The following is a 22,626-nucleotide window of genomic DNA, read 5'->3' as shown; positions in this document are numbered from 1 at the left end:
CAAATTTAAAATAAATTATATTATGAAGAAGACCTGTTTTTTACTGGCGACCATGATCTTCGCCTTTTATTCCTGTAACAGTGATGACGATTCATCCCCCGACCCAAATCCGGAGCCAACGGAAAACAGTATCAAACTGGCCGACGATTCCACGCACGGTGGTATCCTGACCGACAGCGAGGGAATGACCCTTTATTTCTTTTCCAACGATTCGGGTGAAACTTCCACCTGTACGGAAGGCTGCCTGAGTGCATGGCCCGTATTTTACGCTGAAGACATTATGGTTGACGAAGGACTGGATGCCGGCGATTTTGCGACCATCACAAGAGAAGACGGAACACAGCAAACTACCTACAAGGGGTGGCCCCTCTATTACTTTGCGAACGACAGTGAGGCCGGAGACGTTAACGGTGACGGGGTAAACGAGATATGGTATGTTGCCAAACCCGATTATTCGCTGATGTACGTCCATGCCCAATTGGTAGGCGATGACGGAATGAATTATATCATCGATGAAAACGGGGAATACGTGGAAGGAGACGGAGATACTTTCTATATCACCGACGCCGAAGGGAACACCCTTTATGCGTTTGCCCCCGATACCAAAGACAACAATACCTATACGGAAGAAGACTTTTCCAATGATTCCGTATGGCCCGTTTTTCATGTTGATATCGACCGGCTTCCCAGTATTTTGAATGCAGACGATTTTAATACGATCAGTGTCCACGGACAACGGGACCAATTAACCTATAAGGGCTGGCCCCTGTATTATTTCGGACCGGACGAAGCCAAAGGTGACAACAAAGGGGTGAGCGTGCCGAATCCCGGGGTATGGCCTATTGTAAATACCGTTACACAAGAGGCCCCGGAAGCCACTAACGAAGGATAGATCAAGGATGAATAATTAAAAAAGAAAGTGTCTGAAAAGCGTCGTATCTCCCGTTTCTGTCGCCTCGGCCAAAGTCGAAGTGCCGAAGCCCCCGAAATGACAGTTTAAACTACTTTTCAGACACCTTTTTTACTTCACTTTTGCACTCATGACAACGAAAATTATAAGAGTAACCTGTATTTCAGGAATTTTCCTCCTTGCTGTTTGCATGATTTCCTGTGAGTACAATGTGGAACAGGAAGATATGGAAGAATTGTTATGTGATCCGGACATCTCTTTTTCAACTACTGTAAGGCCCGTAATTGACAATAATTGCATGCAATGCCATAACGGTTCCGTGCATCCGCTCGATTTTAGCAATTTTGACGTGGTTAAAAACAATGCCGAAAAGATCAAGGAACTTACCGAGACCAGGGTTATGCCCCTGCAAGGGTCACTTACCCCGGAAGAAATTGCCCTGATAGGGTGTTGGGTAGACAATGGTAGCCCGGATAATTAAAACTGGAAATTCATGAAGACCATAAAACGTTCTGTCTATATTTCCGGAATAATCATAGCCGGGGGCGCTTTGATCGCTTTCATAGCCTTTCTGAAGTTGTACAACAAACCGCACACCGACGTATATGCTTCCGATCCGGATTATACGCTTACGGCCAAAGCACTCGTAGAAACATTTAAAACCGATGAGGCCAGAGCTAATAGTTTGTACCTGGATAAGATTATAGAGGTAGAAGGCGTTATAAAAGACATCAGCGCGGCAGATGGCAACAGTGTCATTACACTTAGCGTGGAAAATTCCATAGAGAGTGTGATATGTAATATGTATCCCACTGAAAATAAAAAGACCCTGGGCCTGCATACGGGACAAAAGATCAGGGTCAAAGGAATATGTACCGGTTTTTTGCTTGATGTTATCCTGGTCAGGGCGGTAATCAGCGGTTAGCTAAAAAATATTTAATAAAATGCGTATCAGATTTATAGTATTACTGGTTTTTATGTGCTGCCATTCCATACTGTTTTCCCAGGAAAAATACCTCACCAAGCAGGGCGATATTTCCTTTTATTCGCATACCCCGGTAGAGGATATCAAGGCAGAAAACAAACAAGTGTTGAGCATTATTGACCTTTCCGGTGGTGAGATTGCCATAAGCATACTGATGAAATCTTTTGTTTTTGAAAAAGCCCTGATGCAGGAGCATTTTAATGAAAATTACGTCGAATCCGATAAGTTTCCGAAGGCCACTTTTGCAGGGAACATACAAAACCTGGAAGAACTCCTGTCGGGAGAAAACCACATAGCCGAGATCGACGGAAAACTGACCATTCACGGTATTACAAAACCGGTCCGGATCGAAGCCAAAACCGATCTGGAAGAAAAAAAAGTAGTCCTGACCGGAAAGTTTATGGTAACCGTTGCGGATTACGACATTAAAATACCGGCCATTGTCCGTAACAATATTGCCAAAGAAGTGGAGGTTTCCTTTAAACTGGAACACCTGCCCTACAATTAAATTCAAAAAAAACCGGAAGTCTTATTGAACAGTCCCGTAACACCGTGCTTTAGTGAAAAACTACAATAGCACCGGGGCGTATAAACCATTTACCAAAAAATGAAGAAAACACTACTGATATTGCTTTTCCTGGGCCTTTACGGTCATATAGCCGCCCAGGATTTAATGGAGATACTCGATGAAGAGACTCCGCAGCACAAAGAATATGTAAGTGCCACTTTTAAAGGTACCCGCATTATTAACGGGCATTCCGTAGAAAACCGGAAAAAAGGCGTCCTGGAATTTCTCATCTCTCACCGTTTCGGGAGGATCAATGACGGTATTGACGAATTCTTCGGCCTGGACAATTCCAATATCCGGTTTGCCCTGGAATATGCCCTCACCGATGACCTTATGTTCGGCATAGGAAGGAGTTCGTTTGAAAAAACCTATGACGGTTTTGTAAAATACAAACTCCTGAAACAGGCTACCGGAGAAAAGCCATTTCCGTTAAGCGTCTCCCTGTTCGGCAGTACCGCATGGAAAACACTGAAAGACTACGACCCGGATGACAAACCCGATTTCAGCGATCGCCTGTTCTACACCACCCAGGTGCTCATTGCCAGGAAATTTAACGAAGACCTCTCCCTCCAACTCTCCCCCACCTATGTACACCGGAATACCGTGGAAACGGATGCCGATCCGCACGATATTTTTGCCGTAGGAGCGGGAGGGCGTTACAAGATAAGCAAAAGAGTATCTGTCAATGCCGAGTATTTTTATACCATCAATCCTTTGGAATCCGTCAATACCAAAGACGCCTTTGCCCTTAGTGTGGATATCGAAACCGGAGGGCATGTGTTCCAGTTAATGGTCTCCAATGCCATTACCATGATCGAAAAGGCATTTATCACAGAGACCACCGACGACTTTTTCAAGGGAGACATTCACTTCGGATTTAACATTTCCAGGGCCTTCCAGATCGGAAATAAAAAGCGGAAAAATCCGGAACAGGAGAGAAAAGAATGGTAATATTCAAATCAGCATGAACTTCGCTAAGAAATAGAAACTGAAGATCGCTCCCCGGGGGGGCTATTATTTAATGTTATCGGGTTATACACATAAAAACTATTTGTACCAAACATCCGCACGTGCTGTAATATGGACAGACATTTCAAAAGCCCCTGACTTTGTGGACGTGGTGAAAACTTTCTGGTCTGCGTGGTTTTCCATGTCATGGGCTTTATTTTACCACAAAGGGTTCGCAAAGCAGGCACAAAGTTACACAGAGCGCTGTATGGAAATTAAAAGTATAACGCAATAGTTCTTTCTATGCAGAAGATATTGCCGGATCATGCCCAAATGTTTACGTTACAGGTTACAAGTTGCTTTCACTGTCATCAGAGCATCTTATAGTCATAGGTCTTACATATCATAGCCCATATCTAAAATCCGATTTCACTCCACAGACAGCTTTTGGTCCTGACCCGTATTATCTTATTGAATTTCAGATGATTCGCCTGGTATTATTAAGATATCAGGCTTAAACCGTATAAGGGAATCCGGACATGATTGCCCCTTTGGGGTGATGGTTCTGTCCTGTTTTCCGGACTATCGATAAGGCTGTAATGTCCCTATCGTTTTTCTTTTACTCTTTCCGCAACAGGCACGGGCACAACCCTACCCTCATAAAGTTTCATAAAAAATAAAACAAAAAGTAAGTGTATAAATAACATTATTGTTAATATTTTTGACAGCAATGAATACGTATCCTCATCTTCAGAAAAGACAGATCGGGATATTGCAGTTCATTTTTTGGCTTTAAAAGTAGAAAACCCAGACACCGGGGCAAAAAGATTGAATTTATGACCGAGTTTCCGAAACCTCATTACGTGAAAACCTTTTTATCTGTTTTTTTCCTGTTCTTCCTTTTCCATCCGGGCTTTGCACAAAGTGCCATGATAAATGCGGAGGGGCGCAGCTACACCGGCCTGAACGGTGAATGGCAAGCCATTATAGACCCCATGGGCATCGGGGACTGGCGAAAGGTATGGGAGGAAAGAGAACCGGAAAAGAAAACGGACTTTGTGGAATATGCCTTTAAAGGCGGCCCGGTTTTAAATGTTCCCGGGGATTTTAACACCCAGATGCCTTCGCTGACCTATTTTGAGGGTGTGGTCTGGTACAAAAAAACATTCCGGTATTACCGAAGCCCTTATTGAACTGACGGAGAACTGCAGTAAGATCGATTCAACGCGGCTGATCACCTCCGTAGCCAATTCACAGCAATATACAGACCACACTTTTAAAGTGCAGGACCCGATCTATAAACATGTCGATTTCGTTTCGGTCAACGAGTATATCTGCTGGTATGAACCCTGGCAGGGCGCTCCGGAAAAGGCCAAATGGGAACTGAATGTCGACAAGCCCCTTTTTATTTCCGAATTCGGTGCCGAAGCCCTGTACGGAAGCAATTACGGTCCGGTTGATGAGGCCGCTTACTGGACCGAGGAATACCAGGAAAAAGTATATGAAGACCAGGTAAAATGTTCAGGTCCATGCCAGACCTGGCCGGTGTATGCCCCTGGATACTGGTAGATTACAGATCCCTTAGCCGACTTCACCCCGTGTATCAGAAAGGATGGAACCGGAAGGGACTGCTTTCGGATAAAGGGGAAAAGAAAAAAGCCTGGTATACCGTCAGCGATTATTTTGAACGGCATTGATATTACGGATTATTTTTGCATGATGTTAACCTATCGGATTGTAAAAACAACGATTTTACAGGATAGCGGCCGAAATCTCCGCAGTCCTAACAATCCCGATCCCCGGACCTGAACCGCAACGGTGTCGTTCCGTATTTTTCCTTGAAAATCTTTCTGAAATACTTTATACTATTAAATCCTACTTCATAAGAAGCTTCGCTGACCGAATAACTCTCATTCCGGATCAGGTCAGCGGCCCTTTTTAATTTGACCTCACGAACGAATTCGTTTATACTCTGCCCCGTTAAGGCCTTGATCTTACGGTACAGGGAAGTCCTGCTCATTCCGATTTCCTTTATCAACAACGCCGTATTGACTTTATCTTTTCCGGATTGATGCAGTATAAGGGCTTCCATCTTTTTTAAAAACTCCTTTTCCTTTTCCAGTATTCTCGAGTGGTTGTCAACCGTGGGGTTGGTATCTGCCTGGTGAAAACTGTTTAAAAAATAATGCCGCAATTTCATCCTGTTCTCCAGAAGGTTTTTAACCCGGGTCTGTAATACTTTCGGGTTAAACGGTTTGGTCATATAGGCATCGGCTCCTTCTTCAAAACCCGTGTTTACACTTTCGGTATTGCTTTTGGCGGTTAACAGAACGATGGGTATGTGACTTGTTGTTGTTTTATTTTTCAGTGTCGAACATAAGTCAATACCGTCTTTAAATGGCATCATTATATCCGAAATAATCAGGTTCGGGACATATCGTATGGCCTTGGCTACCCCATCTTCTCCATCCGAAGCATGTATCAGATCAAATTCCGATTTTAGTATGCTGTCCAGGAATTTCAGGATCTCAGGATTGTCATCAATGAGCAGGATCACATCCCTGCGATCTGAGGAATCAATGATCTTCTCTTCATTTTTACTGATTTCCGGGGGTTCGTTACAAGCAACAAATTCTTCCGGTTCAGGGGTCTTCGTATCTATCGCGTCCGCGGCATAATTTTCATATACAACGGTCCGCGGTAAACAAAGCGTAAATTCCGTGGTCTCATTTTTTTTGCTTTTTACCGTTATATGCCCCTGATGAAGTTCGGCAAACCTTTTGGAAAGTGCCAGTCCGATGCCTGTTCCGTTCTTCCTGATGCTGTTCTCGGCCCTGTAATACCAATTGAAAATCTGGTCAACTTCCTGTTCATTTATCCCCGAACCTGTATTGCTTACCTTAATTTTAAGGTAATTTTCCTCATAAAAAAGAACCACTTTTACGGTGCCTTTCCATTTGCAGTATTTTATGGCATTTGAAAGTAAATTATTGAAAACAACTTCTATTTTTTCAATATCACATTTAAAAGGTTTTTCCGGTTCCGCTACCGAAGCCCGAAGATCTATTTTTTTGTCTTTTGCCAGGGGGCGGTAATTTTCAACCCACTTATAAACCTTTTTGCCGATATTGTATTGACCGATAGCCAACTGACTCAGGCCTTCTTCTGTTTTTCTGAATTCCAGAAGTTTATCTATCGAATTGTAAAGGGTTTGTGCATTCCGCTTTATAAAGAACAGGTTCTCAATCAGTTCTTTTTGCTTTACTTTTCCCAGCAAATTATCCACGGGTGCCAGGATCAGGGTGAGCGGGGTTTTCAATTCGTGGGAAAATCCGGTGAAAAACCGCAATCGCTCTTCGTTAAGGTCGTGTTCCAACTGACGTTGCTTTTTTTCAAAGACCAATGAGTTTTTAAGTTTTAACCGTTCCGTATAATAGCTGACACTAACCCATGTAATCAGGCCGATAACCAATACATATAAAATATATGCCGGTCCTGTTTTCCAGAACGGAGGGGTAACCGTTATAAACAAACTTTTTATGACTTTGCCGTTATAGGGCGAATTGGTTTTTATTTTTAACTCGTACTTCCCGGGGCTCACATTTGTAAAATTAGCTGTTCCCGGGCCCCGGGTATCAATCCAAAAGTCATTATAGTTTTCAAGTTTATACGAATAGGTAATATTATTATTTGCAAGAGGATACTTCAATGCGACAAAATCAACGGAAAATGTGTTCTGGTCATGCTTCAGCTTAATTTCATCCTGGAAGGCCAGCGATTGATTTAAAACACCCTGTTTTTCGTCACCTACATTTACTTTCCTATTCAGTACCCTTACCTCTTCAAAGATCAGGGGATAGTCCTGTCCTAATTTGGAAAACCCGGCCGGGTCAAAATAATTGACGCCGTTATTTCCGCCAACATATATCATACCTCCGGAAGACCTGGTTATCGCCCCGATATTAAATCCGCCTTCCAGGATATTGTCCAGACCGGAAATATCCAGGACTTCATGCGTACGCAGGTCATACCTGTTGAGCCCGTTGAAAGTGGAAAGCCAGACATAGTTTTCATTTTCTGCGACTAAACCTGTTATCGAATTATTGCTCAATCCGTCTTTTTCGGTAATATTTATTATTGAATGCGACTGCGGGTCTAATCTTACCAGCCCTCCGTATCTTGTACCTGCCAGGATTTCGTTTTCATTTACAGGCAGGATGCAAAAGAAAATGTTGCTGGGTATATTCTTCAGGCCATCGGAATAAAAAGATTCGGATGTATCTGTCTCCGGATCATACCTGATAATTCCCGATCCGAATGTGGCCAGCCATAAATCTCCGTTCTTATCTTCCCCGATATCGCGAATATCGATCTTACCCAGGGCATCGACAAACTGAAATGCCTCCGAAAACTCGTCATACCGATAAAGGCCTCCCTGGTTGGTACCTGCCCAGATCACCTTATTCTTTCCTTCGTGAATTACCCTGACGTCGCTCCCGTTTTCCGGCATGCCCTGTAAATAGTGGACAAACCCGTCCTCTCCCGGCACCATCAGATTGATGCCGCCCCTGTATGTCCCGACCCACACCCTGCTGCGGCTGTCCTGAAGTATGGAGAGGATATAATTATTACTGAGACTGGTATTATCGTGTTCGTTATGTTTAAAATGGGTGTACTTCCGGGATTCGGGGTCAAACAGGTCCAGTCCTCCCCCATCGGTACCGATCCATATTTTTCCGTCTTCTGTTCTCCCCAGCGCCCCGATACGATTGTGACTAATGCTTTCACGCATAGCTTCGTTATGCCGAATTACATTAACAAGTTCGCCCCCGGGATCTACATAGTTCAGTCCCGTAGGTGTTCCTATCCACATTTTTCCACTGTTATCCATCATTATGGAAGACACTGTCCGGTTGTAAACACTCGACCCGTCCCCGGCGGGGAGGTACCACCTGTTTTTTATAGGATGGTCCGCTTCGGGAAGCGTCGGTATGTCCATAATGTTCAAACCCCCGTTCCGGGTGCCGATCCACATTCGGGAATTATTATCCTCTTCAAAGCACAATACATCGTTATCACTCAGGCCTTTTTCCGGGGAGTAAGCTTTTGCCAAATGTATCGAATCCCCGTTCCGGGTAATTATTCCCATGCCCTTACGGGTCCCTACCCAGAGGTTTTCACGGCTATCGGTATAAAGACTGTTAATGGCAGATGACGGTAAAAAACTGTTTTCCTCATCCAGTATTCTGGTAACCGTTCCTTTTTTATAATCAATCTTATTGAGGCCGTTATTAAAAGTGCCGACCCAGAGCACGGAATCGCCCTGTAAAGTCATGGAAGAGATTTCATCGGATGAGATCGTCTGATTTACGGAACTTTCCGTTTCTGAAAAATGATAATCCGAATCGAGAAACTGTATACCTCCGCGATAAGTGCCGACAATGACCTCTTCAGTGCCGGTTAAAACAAGACTGCTCACACTATTGTTCAGGAGCCCGTCGTTATGGTCAACCAGGTCTAACCGGTCGTACCGGATATCGTAAATATTGAGCCCTTCATCAGTGCCTACAAGGAGTTCGTTTCCGTTTTTCAGTACCAGCGACTGGACATAATTATTTGCCAGCCCCGCATCCCTGTGTCTTACATTTTTTTTGAACGTTTTAAAGTTGGTCCCGTCAAAACGGTTCAGCCCGTCATCCGTACCGATCCATAAAAAGCCCAGGGAATCCTGAACAACATCATTTATAACATTATTGGAGAGCCCCGATCTGACATTGATCAGGTGAAAATATAAATCATTCGAAATCACCTCATGTTTCGGGGCCTGTTGAGGAAAAAAAACATTCCAAAACAATATAAATACGACTGCTGTTTGAGGTTTATACATTCTCATCTTTCCCCCTCTTCTTTAATTAAAATGTAAAAATAACATTTATAATTGTATCATATCACAAATCCGGACAATTTATACCCCATAATTTGACAGATAGCACCCGGTTTTATTAACACAAAATTAAGAACATTGTATTCCTGTTAATGAATTAGCGCCCTTACTACATTTTAACGAGCAAGTTAACCAACTTATAATTTATTTAACCAAAACCACTAACGTATGTATCAAAAATTACTGAGATCAGGAAGTATAAAATGGTTATGCATTGCAGTTTTCGTAGCCTTTACTTCTGTTCTCACCGCACAGGAAACCGAGATCAATGGTCGGGTTTTAGATGATGAGGGAGTCCCTCTCCCGGGGGCAGCCGTAGTTGAAAAAGGAGGCTCCAACGGTACCATGACCGATATGGACGGGGAATTTAGTTTAACTGTTTCAGGCCCCGAAGATGTTGTTCTGGTTATTTCATTCATAGGCTTTAAAACACAGGAAGTGCCTGTTAACGACGACCTTTTCACGGAAGTAACACTGCAAGCCGATATTGCATCGCTGGACGAGGTTGTGGTAGTGGGTTACGGTACCCAGAAAAAGAAAGAAGTAACCGCTGCCATAAGTAACATTAAGTCCGAAGACCTGGTAAGATCTTCTTCAACCACTACGGCCGGGGCACTGGCCGGAAAGACGCCGGGAGTATCGGTAAGGGCAAAAGATGCCAGGCCCGGAAGGGGCGCTGCGATCGAAGTCAGGAACATGGGAAACCCGCTCTTTGTGATTGACGGTATTCCCTATGGAGGACAAACGGGTGGCGACTGGGTACAATCGCCAAACGTTTCCGGGAACGATATATTCAATTCGCTGAACCTGGAGGATATAGAAAGTATCACCATCCTGAAGGACGCTTCCGCCGCCATTTACGGAATGCGGGCGGCCAACGGCGTGGTGCTCGTAACCACCAAAAAAGGGAGAAAAAACGAAGATGTCCGGATCAACGTCAACGGATATTACGGCTGGCAGAATTTAACCAGGTTCCCGAAACTGGCCAATGCCGCGCAATATACAAGAGGGTTAGTAGAAGCCGCACAAAATGCCGGGCAGGACCCCAACAGCGTATATACACCGGAAGAACTGGCCAGGTGGCAGGCAGGGACCGAACCCGGGTACCGGAGCTACGATTACTACGACCTTGTGATGCGCAAAAATATTCCGCAATATCACATTAATGCCAACGTAACGGGAGGATCGGAGAAAACGAATTATTACCTTTCTGTGGCCAACACCCACCAGGATGCATTAATGGAAGACTTCTCATACGAAAGAACCAATTTACAGGCCAACCTGGAATCCGATATAACAAAGCATTTAAGTATAGGAACACAAATAAGCGGAAGACAGGAAAAAACCCGGGATGTCGGCCTGCCCGGCGGAGACGGTTATTTTTCGGCCATCCTGGGAATGTTCAGTAATATCCCCACGGTAGGCCCCTATGCCAATGACAATCCCGATTATATCAATCATACCCGCGATTATTCGAGAAACCCGGCTTTGTTCGACCGGGATATTGCAGGTTATAAAGACAATCTGGGACGCAATCTCAATATCAACTTATTTGCTACCTATGATTTTGATTTCGGCCTGAAGGCAAAAGGAACCTTTTCCTATAACTATACCAACAATAAATTCGACGGTTTTCAATATACCTATGATGTTTACACCTATAATGAAGCCGAAGACATTTATGACCGCACCGGGGGAGTCGATGGCGGATGGAGATTTCAGACCGAACGGGAAGTGGTTTCGAGATATACCCAGTTCCAACTGGATTATTCCAAAACCTTCGGCGACCATTCGCTATCTGTTACCGCAGCCTATGAACGGTCTGATTATGAAAAGGATTACCTGCAACTGGGAACCAATCCTTCCAACGATTACCTTCCCCTGCTGGAATTCGATAAATTGAATTCGTTCAATGACGCCTGGGATTACGAAGCAAGGGCCGGCTATATCGGAAAGATCAATTACAATTACAAGGGCAAATACCTGCTCGAATTATTAGGACGTTACGACGCTTCCTACCTATACCCTCCGGGGCACCGCTGGGGTTTCTTCCCCGGTGTATCCCTGGGATGGCGTATTTCCGAAGAACCCTTTTTCAAAGGCTTGAAAGGTGTTGTTAACAATTTAAAAATCAGGGCATCCATCGGCCAGACAGGAAAAGAAGAAGGAGTGAGCATGTTCGGATATCTCGGAGGCTATACCTGGAATAACGGAAATGCCGTACTGGACGGCAGCTTTACCACCGGAATAAGGCCCAGAGGGCTACCGGTCGATAACTTGTCGTGGGTAAAAAACACCAACTCCAATATCGGTATCGATGTGGCCATGTTCGACAACAAACTAAGCATGACGGCCGATCTGTTTAAGATCGTAAGAACGGGGGTCCCTGCCCCACGGTATGATGTACTGTTGCCAAGCGAAGTAGGTTATACGCTTCCCAATGAGAACCTCAACGAGAACGGCTACTACGGAGGAGAAGGAATTATTACCTACAGAAACTCCGTCGGTGAGCTTAATTATACCGTTAGCGGTAATTTCACCTATTCCCGTTACAGAAGTATAAAGACCTACAAGCCACGCTTCGGAAATTCATGGGATGAGTACCGCGGTTCCGCAGAAGACCGGTGGGGCGGTGTCTGGTGGGGATATCAGGTGGTTGGCCGTTTTCAGAATGAAGAAGAGATCAGGAATCACCCTGTGAACAACGACGGACAAAACAACAGGACCCAACTCCCCGGCGATTTTATTTACAAGGATGTGAACGGAGACGGTACCATTAACGGTATGGACGAGCGCCCTATCGGTTATCCTACGGGCTGGGCCCCCATGATGTCTTTCGGAGGGAATATCGGACTGGACTGGAAAGGCATTGATCTGAATATCGATTTCGCCGGTGGTGCCATGCAATCCTGGTTCCAGGATTACGAACTCAGAAATCCCTATCACGCCGGTGGTAACTCTCCTGCGTATTTACTGGAAGACCGGTGGCACCGTGCCGATCCGTATGATCCGAACAGCGAATGGATTCCGGGGCACTATCCCGCCATCCGCAGGGGACATTCGGGACCAAATGCGAGAAACAGTGATTTCTGGCTGACCAACGTCCGCTTTTTAAGAATAAGGAACCTCGAACTCGGATATACCTTCCCCAAAGAAATCGCGGAAAAGATAAGTGCGCAAAAAGCGCGTATATACGTAGGCGGATCAAATCTGCTCTCTTTTGACAACGTTAAGCAATATGGAATTGATCCGGAAATTGAAGCGAGAGCTGCCGTGGTTTATCCGCAGCAGAAAACAGTGTTGGTTGGTTTTAACTTTTCATTTTAAATCGAATACAATGAGACATTTATTTATACTATCCGTTATCATTTCGTTTTTTCTTACGGCCTGTAATAATGATGACTGGCTGGAAAGAGATCCCAAAAATATCATTACGGACGAACAGCTTTGGAACGACCCTGTGCTTATCAAGTCCCTGCTGGCCAATTATTACGACCGCTTACCGGCTTTGCATGGCGTTTTCAACACAGGCGGCATGACCGATATTGACGATGCGATGTGGTCCGGCCATTTCGATGGAAACTGGCACAACGACTTCCAGTACGGAGACGATTACGGAAGGTACTGGGATTACGGGTTGATACGCGATATTAACCTGGCACTGGACAATATAGACGAATACAGCATTGAGCTGGATGAAGAGCAAAAAACCCTTTTCAGGGGCGAATTGCGGTTTATCCGTGCTTTTGTGTATTTCGAACTGGTAAAGCGTATGGGCGGGGTTCCGCTGGTTACCGAACAGTTGATCTATGATTACAGCGGTGACCCTACACCCCTGCAGGTACCCCGTGCAAAGGAACATGAAGTATATGATTTCATTTACACGGAACTGGAAGAGATCAAAGCCGACCTGGCACCCAATAATTCAAGCCAGACCCGCGCCAATACTTTTACCACTCTTGCCCTCGAAAGCAGAGCCATGTTGTATGCCGCTTCACTGGCAAAATACAATAACCGGATGGCATCGCCGATCACTTTACCCGGAGGTGAAGTAGGGATACCCGCAGACAAGGCCGGCGATTATTATCAAAAATCGCTTCAGGCCTCACAAACCATTATTAACAGTGGTAACTACGGACTCTACGATGAAAACCCGGATAAAGGGGCGAATTTCTATGAAATGTTAATCAACAAGGGAAACCGGGAAATCATTTTCGCCAAAGATTATGAACTCAGCCTTAAAACCCACAGGTTTACCTACGATAATATTCCGAGAAGCCTCACCGAAGACAACGAAGGTTCTTCCGTACTTACCCCCTCTTTAAACCTGGTGGAAAGTTTTGACTATCTGGATGGAAGTAACGGCACCTTAAATTATCAGGACGGTAACGGAGCGTACATCCCTTATGAAAACATCAGCGACATTTTTGAAAATAAGGACGCCCGCCTCTACGGTACGGTGATCTATCCCGGAACAAATTTCAAAAGCACCCCGGTAAGCATCCAGGCGGGAGTCGCCATATGGGAGAACGATAATTACGTGTTTCGTGCAGCGCCCAACCTCGGAAATCAATATGACGACGGTAACTTATGGACCGGTTTTGACGGCCCCAAGGACAATGCCCAGTTTGTAAGCAATACCGGGTTTTATGTACGCAAGTTTGTCAGCGAGGCCGCCGGAGCAAGTACCCGGGGAGTTGCTGCACAAAACTGGTGGCCCTGGTTCCGGTTGGGGGAAATATACCTCAATGCCGCCGAGGCCGCTTTTGAAACGGGACAACAGGCAGAAGCCACGGCATACATCAATACCATCCGCGAACGCGCCGGATTCCCCGCCAACAGTATCAGTAACCTGACGATGGAAATGATCCGGAACGAACGCCGGACGGAACTCGCTTTTGAAGACCACAGGTACTTCGACTTAAAACGGTGGAGGATCGCCCACGAGATATGGAACGGCAGTGACGACAGTGAGGATGCCGTGGTTTACGGATTGTTCCCCTACCGGATTGTTCGTCCCGGTCATGAGGACAACAACAAATACATTTTCCATAAGATGCGGCCTACACGGTTCAGAAGACCAAGATTCTTCCGTTTTGCCAATTACTATTCGTCCATAGACCCGAATGTTCTTAATAACAACCCCAAATTGGTAAGGAACCCTTTCCATTAATGGTTAATCGGGAAACAGTGATGTTTAGCATACTGATTCCAACCCTATTCTGAATACTAAAAATGAAAATGATGAAAAAAAATATAGTCCGGTTAATGTTGGCTTTTGGCTTTGTACCATTAGCAATGAGTTGCGATTATGACAATTTTGATGAACCAGCAGCTATCCTCGAAGGAAGCGTTGTATACGAAGGACAGCCCGTAGGTGTCCGAACCAACGGCCCCCAGCTCGAATTATGGCAGGGTGGTTACGCCCTGGAAAAAAATATCCCGGTATATATCGACCAGGACGGCAGCTATTCGGTATCCCTGTTTGACGGTGAATATAAAATGGTGGTCAAGGAAGGTGGCCCCTGGGTGCCTCAGTTAAACGATACCATTGTTATCAATGTCAACGGCGGAACAACATTCGATGTCCCCGTAACACCTTATTTTACCATCAACAATGAAAGTTTCCAGGTAAGTGATAATTCGGTTACAGCTAATTTTACCATTGCTAAGATTGTCGAAACCGCCGGTATTGAATCTGTAAACATATATTTCGGGACTGCTGTGCTTACCGATCAAAACAGAAATGAACACGTAGCGAATGTAGCCCCAGGCGATATCACGGAGGGACAACAGACCACGGTCAATGTCGATATTCCGGAAGATCTCCGGGATGCCGGTTTCCTGTTTGTACGCATTGGTGTACGTGCTACACAGGCCAACGAATTCTACTATACACAGGTCCAAAAAATCGATTTATAAATGTTAACCGTAAAACACCTGAACAATAAACTGATAATGTGAGGTTTGATAAGGCATTTATTCTCAGGGATTTCACAAAAGATGATAAGGGGCTTTATACAAAGCTCCTTTATCTTACCATCACATTAAAATAATTCTCCTGGCCCGGGTAATCTTAAAACCATGAACATAAATAATTGCAGTTTTTTGCGCATCATGCTATGCGTTACAATCAATCTCTGTTTCACCGCCTGCCGGGATAAGCCCGACAGAAAAGTCACTTCAATTCCCCGAGCGGGTACTGATGTATTGCAATTCAATATCGATAAAAATACTACATACCAGACCATTGCCAATTTTGGAGCCTCGGATGCCTGGTCGTGCCAATTTGCAGGACAATGGCCCCTGGCCAAAAAGGAAAAAATGGCCGACCTGCTCTTTAGCAAACAAACCGATCAAAAAGGAAACCCCGAAGGTATAGGCTTATCCCTGTGGAGGTTTAACCTGGGAGCAGGGAGTGCAGGACAGGGCAAAGCCAGCGGTATAAAGGATGAGTGGCGAAGAACAGGGTCCTTCTTACGAGAAGGTGGTACTTATGACTGGAGCAGGCAAAAAGGACAAGTGTGGTTTGCCCGTGCTGCCAAAGAACATGACGTAGAGAATTTCCTGATATTTTCCAACAGCCCGCCGGTCCATATCACCAGAAACGGCAAGGCCTATGCCGATAGCGGAGCTCGGTCGAACCTCGCTCCGGACCACTACGGGGAATTTGCCCGTTACCTGGCCCGGGTGGCCGGGGAATTCAAAAGCATGGGGTTGCCTGTGGATATGATCAGTCCTGTTAATGAACCGCAATGGGACTGGGCAGATGGCGGACAGGAAGGAACATCTTTCCGGAACAATGAAATCGCAGAAATCGCAAGATCACTGGATAAGGAACTTGAAAAACGAGGTCTGGATACAAAAATAGATATCGCCGAGGCCGGCCAGATCAATTATCTGTTTGAAACCGGGGATAAACCAGGAAGAGGGGCCCAGATCGAAGCCTTTTTCAATGAAAACTCGGAAAACTATATCGGAAGCCTGTCGCATTTAAGCTACACGATCTCGGGACACAGTTACTTTACCACTTCCCCGGATTCCAGATCAACAGGTCAAAGAAAAAAACTTTCCGAAAGCCTGAAAAAACATCCCGGTCTGAAGTACTGGATGTCCGAATACTGTATTCTCGGAGATAATAACGGGGAGATTGAAGGTAATGGCAGGGATCTCGGTATGGAGCCCGCCCTTTACATGGCCGGGGTTATACACAACGATCTTGTTATCGCCAATGCTTCCGCCTGGCACTGGTGGCTTGCGATTTCTCCGTACGACTATAAAGACGGGTTAATATACATTGACAAAAATAAAACCGACGGAAATATTTACGAAAGCAAAATGCTCTGGACCCTGGGAAATTACAGCAGGTTTATAAGGCCCGGATTTCAAAGGATCAGGGTAACAAAAAGTAACGCATCAGCTTCAGGACACATCCGTGTATCGGGTTACATAAACCCGGAAAATGAAAAATTAATACTCGTGGCAATAAATTCAGGACAGCACGGTGTCCGGGTAAATTTTAATTCGGAGGGAAAAATTTTGTTACCCGCCGGTTCATATATAACCGCACCGGGGAAAAACCTGGAAAAGACAGCCCTTCAGAAAGAAACCGTGCCGGAAATCCCCGGAAAATCGGTTGTAACATTTGTATTTAACGACTAAAACCCGTTCCGAACAGCTATAAACAGAATTATCAGTATCTTGAAACACCAAATTTACTTCATATGAAAAAGCCTTTCCTCCCCCTACTCTTTTTAGTGTTGACTACAGCAGTTAACGCACAGCAATACACCAATGAATGGGAAGACCCCACAACAACAGACCGTAATAAAATTGAAGGACGCAGCGATTTTGTCCTGTTCGGGTCAGCTACCGAAGCCTTAAACAATGATCCGGAATCATCCGGGTTTTACAAAAGTTTGAACGGCAGCTGGAAATTTCACATCGTAAAACACCCCAGTCAGCGTCCGAAGAATTTTTATAAGGTTGACCTGGACGACAGCGACTGGGACAATATTCCCGTACCTTCCAACTGGGAAGTGGAAGGGTTCGACATTCCCATCTATACCAACGTTACCTATCCGTTCCCAAAAAATCCGCCGTACATCGGGTATCCCTCTAAATCCCCGAATAAAGAACTGTCTCCCGGTCAAACCATCAACCTGAATTCGGTTAATGGAGAAAACGGTGATGAGATCTACAATCCGGTAGGTTCCTATCGACGTACATTCACGGTTCCTGGAGACTGGGGTGATAAAGAAGTTATTTTAAGATTCGGCTCCATTTCCGGGTATGCAAGGGTCTTTGTAAACGGAAAAGAAGCCGGAATGACCAAGGCCTCCAAAACCCCGGCGGAATTTGATATTACCCCTTTATTAAAGGACGGCAAAAACCTGCTGGCCGTGCAGGTCTTTCGCTGGCATGACGGCAGTTATCTCGAAGACCAGGATTTCTGGCGTTTAAGCGGTATCGAACGCGATGTTTACCTGCAGGCCATGCCCAAAACCACACTCTGGGACTATTTTGTAACCAGCGGACTCACCCGTAATTACAACGATGGGAATTTCAGCGTGAATGTAAAGCTGAAAGCATTTGAAAAGAGCAATATCAAAAAACCAAAAGTAAAGGTGACCCTTTTCGACCCGCGGGGAAAAGAAATTTACACGGAAACCAAAGAGGCCGGTAAGCCTACAGAAGAAATACTGTTCCGAACAATAATCCCCGATGCCGAAAAATGGAGCAGCGAATATCCCAATTTGTATGCATATACCATTAGCCTTCTGGATAAAGACGATAAAGAGATCGCAGCATTGGCCGGAAAAACAGGGTTCAGGGAGGTTGAAATCAAAAATGCCCGACTGATGATCAACGGTGAGCCGATCACCGTCAAAGGCGTAAACCTTCACGAACATCACGGGGAAAAGGGGCATGTTCCCGATCGCGGGATGATGCGGAAGGATATGGAGGTGATGAAACAAAACAACATCAATGCCATCCGGATGAGCCACTATCCGCATGATACGTATATCTATGACCTTGCAGATGAATATGGCATGTATGTAGTTGACGAAGCCAACATAGAGACCCACGGCATGGGAGCCGAATTGCAGGGGAATTTCGACAAATCCGTGCATCCCGCTTACCTGGAGGAATGGGCGCCTGCACATATGGACCGCATGCAGCGTATGGTGGAATTCCATAAAAACCACCCGTCCGTCATCATTTGGTCATTGGGGAACGAATGTGGCAACGGACCGGTTTTCTACGACGGATACGACTGGATCAAAAAACGCGATACCACGAGAATGGTACAGTTTGAACAGGCCGGCGAAAATCGCAACACCGATATTGTCTGCCCCATGTACCCTTCCATGGATCACATGAAAAACTATGCCGAAGACGATACCAAAAAACGCCCGTTTATTATGTGCGAATACGCCCATGCCATGGGAAACAGCACCGGGAATTTTCAGGAATACTGGGATATTATCGATAGCAGCCCGCATATGCAGGGCGGTTTTATCTGGGACTGGGTGGACCAGGGCTTAAAAGCGGAAACTGCCGATGGCCGGGAGTTCTGGGCATACGGCGGCGATCTCGGCGGACAGGACCTTCAGAACGACGAAAACTTTAATGCCAACGGACTGGTAACAGCAGACCGTGTTCCGCATCCGGCCCTCATGGAAGTTAAAAAAGTATATCAGAACATCAGGTTTAAAAAAGAAGGTGCCGCCATCCTGGTGAAAAATGAATTCAACTTCACCGATCTGGACAATTATGCGTTTAAATGGGAATTGACCGGCGACGGGGAAACCGTAAAAACCGGGGAATTTGATGTGAAAGCCGCTCCGAATACAACAAAAACAGTCAATATCAACCTACCGGAACTTCGGGATAAGGAATATTTTCTGAATGTTTTTGCCTATACCAAAAATGCCGGCGAAATGATCCCGGCCGGGCATGAAATCGCCCGGGAACAATTCCGTATCGGGAATACTTCTTTCTTTGATAGTCCGCCCAAAAGTAATCCGGGAAAATTAAAGACGGAAAGAAAAGGCAACCGGCTTCACTTCTCCACGGAAAGGACAGCGGGTATCTTTAACACTGAAAGCGGAATGTTCGAATCATATCATTTAAAAGGAAGTGCTGAAGAACCTGTTTCCGTTTTTCCACAACCTTATTTCTGGCGCGCCCCTACCGATAATGATTTCGGGAACGGTATGCCCCGAAAATTAAAAGCCTGGAAAACGGCCACACACAATTCCGGAGTTTCGGATGTGACCATCGGTAAAAAAACAACCGAAGGTTTGCCGGTTACCGTAATTTACCGGTTGGCCGGGGTCAATGTTCCGTACACGGTAACCTACTACATCGAAAACAACGGAGACATCAAAGTCACGGCAAGCCTGAATGCCGATAAGGACCTTCCCGAAATCCCGCGTTTTGGAATGCGCTTGGTATTGCCGGGAGCATACGACCAACTGGAATACTACGGCAGAGGCCCCTGGGAGAATTATCCGGACAGGAACACCTCCTCTTTTATCAGGCTGTATAAAGACCAAGTGGCAAACCAGTTTACCCGGGAGTACATCCGCCCGCAGGAATCCGGCTACAAAACCGATGTACGCTGGTTTCAGTTGAAAAACGGTTCCGGAAGCGGTATTATGATCAGCGGAGAGCAACCTCTCGGTTTCAGTGCCCTGAATATTTCCACGGAAGACCTGGACCCGGGGGAGCAAAAAGCACAACGCCACCCTACCGACCTCAAAGTGCAGGACAAGGTATTCCTGCATGTGGATTACAAACAACGCGGCCTGGGAGGTGATAACAGCTGGGGAAGGTATCCGCATAAGCCCTATCGTCTGGAAGAGAATGCTTACAGTTATTCATATACCATCACGTTATTAAAATAAATATAAGCAGGGCAAAGGTCATTGATCCAAACTTCGTTTTCTGACGCTGTTCACAAATACCTCATGCACCCACCCTTTCAGGAAAATTTTGTAATAGTCATGAACAGGTGCGATAATGTGATATTATTTTTTAATTGTATATTTAACATTTAAAATCATCAAAAACCAAAACCATATTTCATATGAATACTCCTTTCTCCTCCTGTATGAGATTGATCCTGTTTGCCTGCCTTCTTTTAAATTTTATTTCCTGTAAAACCAATACGGAGGGCGACGGATATTCGGCCTATTTGTTCACCTATTTTACCGGTAACGGGGAAAACCAGGAAGCCATCCGTTATGCCATCAGCAAAGACGGTTATAATTACTATGCATTAAACAACAATGAACCGATTGTTTCTTCTGCTTCGATCAGCCGGACCGGAGGTGTGCGCGATCCGCATATCTTAAGGAGAAATGATAATAAGGGCTTCTATATGGTGGTCACGGATCTGCTTACCAAAAACGGATGGAGCAATACGGCCATGGTTTTAATGAAATCGGACGATATGACAACATGGTCGAGCACCGTTATCGATATTCCGGAGACTTATCCCGAATTTTCCGAAGTACACCGCGTTTGGGCGCCGCAAACCATTTATGATGAAACCAAAGAAAAATACATGGTATATTTTTCCATGCTGGAGCCGGACAGCTATGACAAGATCTATTATGCATACGTGAACGATGATTTTACCGCGCTTGAAAGCGCTCCCCGGCAGTTGTTTTTTAACCCTAAGAAGAAAGCGTGCATTGACGGTGACATTATCAAAAAGGATGGAAAGTTCCATCTGTTTTACAAAACCGAGGGGGAAAGCGACAAAGGGATAAAAGTTGCCATTTCAGATTCGTTGACTACCGGATACAAACCGGAACCGGGTAATGTGGACCAGACCGACAAGGCCGTGGAAGGATCGGGAGTTTTTAAACTGATCGGTTCTGAAGATTACATCCTGATGTATGACGTGTATATGAACGGGGAATACCAGTTTACCCGGAGCAACGACCTCCTGAATTTTAAGGTGGTCGATGAAAAAATCTCCATGAATTTTCATCCGAGGCACGGTTCCGTTATCCCGATCACCACGGAAGAACTGAACCGCTTACTCCAGAAATTCCCTTCTAAGAACCTCGCCCCCATACTCGATGCGTCCAATACCGGTATAAAATCGAATAATATTGTTATCGATACCGAAACATCCGGTATTTATCTGCCTGTAAAACAAAACGTCGACCTATCTGCTTTCGACCCTCAATTCGAAACATTGCCCGAAACCCGTGTAACCCCTGAAGGAAGCCAGGATTTTACCCGGGGCGCCATAGATTACAACCTAAGTTTCGGAGGTAAGACGTCCGTTTACAGTGTCTCTGTTAAAGTAGCCAACAACCCCGTTCTGGAAGGCTATTATGCCGACCCGGAAATTATTTTTTCGGAAAAGGATCAAAAATATTATTTATATCCCACCAGTGACGGATTTACGGGATGGTCGGGAACCTGTTTTAAAACTTTTTCCTCGGAAGATTTAGTGCATTGGAAGGATGAAGGCGTAATTCTCGATTTAAAAAAAGATGTTTCCTGGACCAGCCGAAATGCCTGGGCACCTGCCATGATAGAGAAGAAAATAGACGGTGCCTATAAATACTTCTACTATTTTACTGCCGCCCAGCAAATAGGCGTAGCGGTGTCAGACAGTCCCGCCGGTCCGTTCAGGGATTCCGGGAAACCGTTGATCTCTGAAAAACCCGAAGGTGTAAAAGGGGGACAAAACATCGATCCCGATATTTTTACCGATCCGGAAAGCGGAAAAAACTACCTCTACTGGGGAAACGGTTTTATGGCCGTAGCTGAATTGAACGATGACATGACTTCAATTAAAAAAGAGACCTTAAAGGTGATTACCCCCGATAACACTTTCAGGGAAGGTGCCGAAGTATTTTTCCGGAACGGGAAGTATTACTTTTTATGGTCTGAAGACGATACCCGGAGCCCCGATTATAAGGTGAGATATGCCATTTCCGACAGTCCGTCAGGACCGTTGGAAATCCCTGAGAATAACATCGTAATTCGAAAAAACGAGGAACGGGAAATTTTTGCAACAGGGCATAATTCGGTGATACAGGTTCCCGGAAAGGACGAATGGTACATTGTTTATCACCGGTTTACCCGGCCGAAAGGAACAGAAATGGGAAGGGCCGCAGGATACCATCGTGAAGTGTGTATAGACACTTTAAGTTTTGATGAGAACGGTAAGATCATCGAAGTTAATCCCACTTTGGAAGGAATAACTCCGTTAAAATGATTCCGTACTGTCAACGTTA

The 22,626-nt window shown here is 45.3% G+C and carries 14 protein-coding genes; 13 read left to right on the top strand and 1 reads right to left on the bottom strand.

The window, feature by feature from the left end; genetic code table 11:
* Window positions 1-22: 22 nt before the first annotated feature.
* The 7 genes from LS482_RS18550 (at window position 23) to LS482_RS18520 (ending at window position 4,980) form a co-directional block, all read left to right on the top strand.
* A complete protein-coding gene (locus LS482_RS18550; protein WP_233029009.1) occupies window positions 23-892 on the top strand; it encodes a hypothetical protein in 870 nt (289 codons plus the stop codon).
* 148 nt (window positions 893-1,040) lie between these two features.
* On the top strand, window positions 1,041-1,391 hold the full coding sequence (locus tag LS482_RS18545; protein ID WP_233029008.1) for a hypothetical protein: 351 nt from the start codon (window positions 1,041-1,043) through the stop codon (window positions 1,389-1,391).
* A gap of 12 nt (window positions 1,392-1,403) precedes the next feature.
* Window positions 1,404-1,835: an OB-fold protein gene (locus LS482_RS18540; protein WP_233029007.1), complete on the top strand. Its 432-nt coding sequence runs from the start codon at window positions 1,404-1,406 to the stop codon at window positions 1,833-1,835.
* Window positions 1,836-1,854: 19 nt separating this feature from the next.
* Entirely contained in the window at window positions 1,855-2,403 is a 549-nt protein-coding gene (locus LS482_RS18535; protein WP_233029006.1) for a YceI family protein, read from the top strand.
* 99 nt (window positions 2,404-2,502) lie between these two features.
* The gene (locus LS482_RS18530; protein WP_233029005.1) at window positions 2,503-3,414 is read left to right on the top strand and encodes a DUF5777 family beta-barrel protein; all 912 of its coding nucleotides are present in this window, start codon (window positions 2,503-2,505) and stop codon (window positions 3,412-3,414) included.
* 860 nt (window positions 3,415-4,274) lie between these two features.
* Window positions 4,275-4,604 carry a hypothetical protein gene (locus LS482_RS18525; protein WP_233029004.1) on the top strand — a complete coding sequence of 110 codons (330 nt, stop codon included), beginning with the start codon at window positions 4,275-4,277 and terminating at the stop codon, window positions 4,602-4,604.
* Entirely contained in the window at window positions 4,555-4,980 is a 426-nt protein-coding gene (locus LS482_RS18520) for a glycoside hydrolase family 2 TIM barrel-domain containing protein (protein WP_233029003.1), read from the top strand. Before LS482_RS18525 ends, LS482_RS18520 begins: the two co-directional genes overlap by 50 nt.
* Before the next feature lie 214 nt (window positions 4,981-5,194).
* On the opposite strand, the gene LS482_RS18515 is transcribed toward LS482_RS18520, so the two are convergent.
* On the bottom strand, window positions 5,195-9,220 hold the full coding sequence (locus tag LS482_RS18515) for a hybrid sensor histidine kinase/response regulator transcription factor (protein WP_233029002.1): 4,026 nt from the start codon (window positions 9,218-9,220) through the stop codon (window positions 5,195-5,197).
* A 303-nt stretch (window positions 9,221-9,523) separates the two neighbouring features.
* Here LS482_RS18515 and LS482_RS18510 point away from each other — a divergent pair, with 303 nt between their 5' ends.
* The 6 genes from LS482_RS18510 to LS482_RS18485 all read left to right on the top strand — a co-directional run bounded on the left by LS482_RS18510 (window position 9,524) and on the right by LS482_RS18485 (window position 22,607).
* Complete coding sequence (locus tag LS482_RS18510; protein ID WP_233029001.1) at window positions 9,524-12,682, top strand: SusC/RagA family TonB-linked outer membrane protein; 3,159 nt, start codon at window positions 9,524-9,526, stop codon at window positions 12,680-12,682.
* Between the two features lie 10 nt (window positions 12,683-12,692).
* Window positions 12,693-14,528: a RagB/SusD family nutrient uptake outer membrane protein gene (locus tag LS482_RS18505; RefSeq protein WP_233029000.1), complete on the top strand. Its 1,836-nt coding sequence runs from the start codon at window positions 12,693-12,695 to the stop codon at window positions 14,526-14,528.
* Window positions 14,529-14,596: 68 nt separating this feature from the next.
* Window positions 14,597-15,277 carry a DUF3823 domain-containing protein gene (locus LS482_RS18500; RefSeq protein ID WP_233028999.1) on the top strand — a complete coding sequence of 227 codons (681 nt, stop codon included), beginning with the start codon at window positions 14,597-14,599 and terminating at the stop codon, window positions 15,275-15,277.
* 162 nt (window positions 15,278-15,439) lie between these two features.
* Entirely contained in the window at window positions 15,440-17,017 is a 1,578-nt protein-coding gene (locus LS482_RS18495; protein WP_233028998.1) for a glycoside hydrolase, read from the top strand.
* Window positions 17,018-17,079: 62 nt separating this feature from the next.
* Window positions 17,080-20,268: a beta-galactosidase, LacZ type gene (gene lacZ, locus LS482_RS18490; RefSeq protein WP_233028997.1), complete on the top strand. Its 3,189-nt coding sequence runs from the start codon at window positions 17,080-17,082 to the stop codon at window positions 20,266-20,268.
* 182 nt (window positions 20,269-20,450) lie between these two features.
* The gene (locus LS482_RS18485; protein ID WP_233028996.1) at window positions 20,451-22,607 is read left to right on the top strand and encodes a glycoside hydrolase family 43 protein; all 2,157 of its coding nucleotides are present in this window, start codon (window positions 20,451-20,453) and stop codon (window positions 22,605-22,607) included.
* Window positions 22,608-22,626 lie beyond the last annotated feature (19 nt).

It is taken from the genome of Sinomicrobium kalidii, from assembly GCF_021183825.1.
Classification (GTDB): Bacteria; Bacteroidota; Bacteroidia; order Flavobacteriales; family Flavobacteriaceae; genus Sinomicrobium; species Sinomicrobium kalidii.
This window is presented reverse-complemented; position numbering and strand designations above follow the sequence as displayed.

What these genes read in the sequence shown, in the direction of transcription:
- LS482_RS18550 (WP_233029009.1), top strand. Translation starts at nt 23, where the DNA reads ATGAAGAAGACCTGTTTTTTACTGGCGACCATGATCTTCGCCTTTTAT.
- LS482_RS18545 (WP_233029008.1), top strand. Translation starts at nt 1,041, where the DNA reads ATGACAACGAAAATTATAAGAGTAACCTGTATTTCAGGAATTTTCCTC.
- LS482_RS18540 (WP_233029007.1), top strand. Translation starts at nt 1,404, where the DNA reads ATGAAGACCATAAAACGTTCTGTCTATATTTCCGGAATAATCATAGCC.
- LS482_RS18535 (WP_233029006.1), top strand. Translation starts at nt 1,855, where the DNA reads ATGCGTATCAGATTTATAGTATTACTGGTTTTTATGTGCTGCCATTCC.
- LS482_RS18530 (WP_233029005.1), top strand. Translation starts at nt 2,503, where the DNA reads ATGAAGAAAACACTACTGATATTGCTTTTCCTGGGCCTTTACGGTCAT.
- LS482_RS18510 (WP_233029001.1), top strand. Translation starts at nt 9,524, where the DNA reads ATGTATCAAAAATTACTGAGATCAGGAAGTATAAAATGGTTATGCATT.
- LS482_RS18505 (WP_233029000.1), top strand. Translation starts at nt 12,693, where the DNA reads ATGAGACATTTATTTATACTATCCGTTATCATTTCGTTTTTTCTTACG.
- LS482_RS18500 (WP_233028999.1), top strand. Translation starts at nt 14,597, where the DNA reads ATGATGAAAAAAAATATAGTCCGGTTAATGTTGGCTTTTGGCTTTGTA.
- LS482_RS18495 (WP_233028998.1), top strand. Translation starts at nt 15,440, where the DNA reads ATGAACATAAATAATTGCAGTTTTTTGCGCATCATGCTATGCGTTACA.
- lacZ (WP_233028997.1), top strand. Translation starts at nt 17,080, where the DNA reads ATGAAAAAGCCTTTCCTCCCCCTACTCTTTTTAGTGTTGACTACAGCA.
- LS482_RS18485 (WP_233028996.1), top strand. Translation starts at nt 20,451, where the DNA reads ATGAATACTCCTTTCTCCTCCTGTATGAGATTGATCCTGTTTGCCTGC.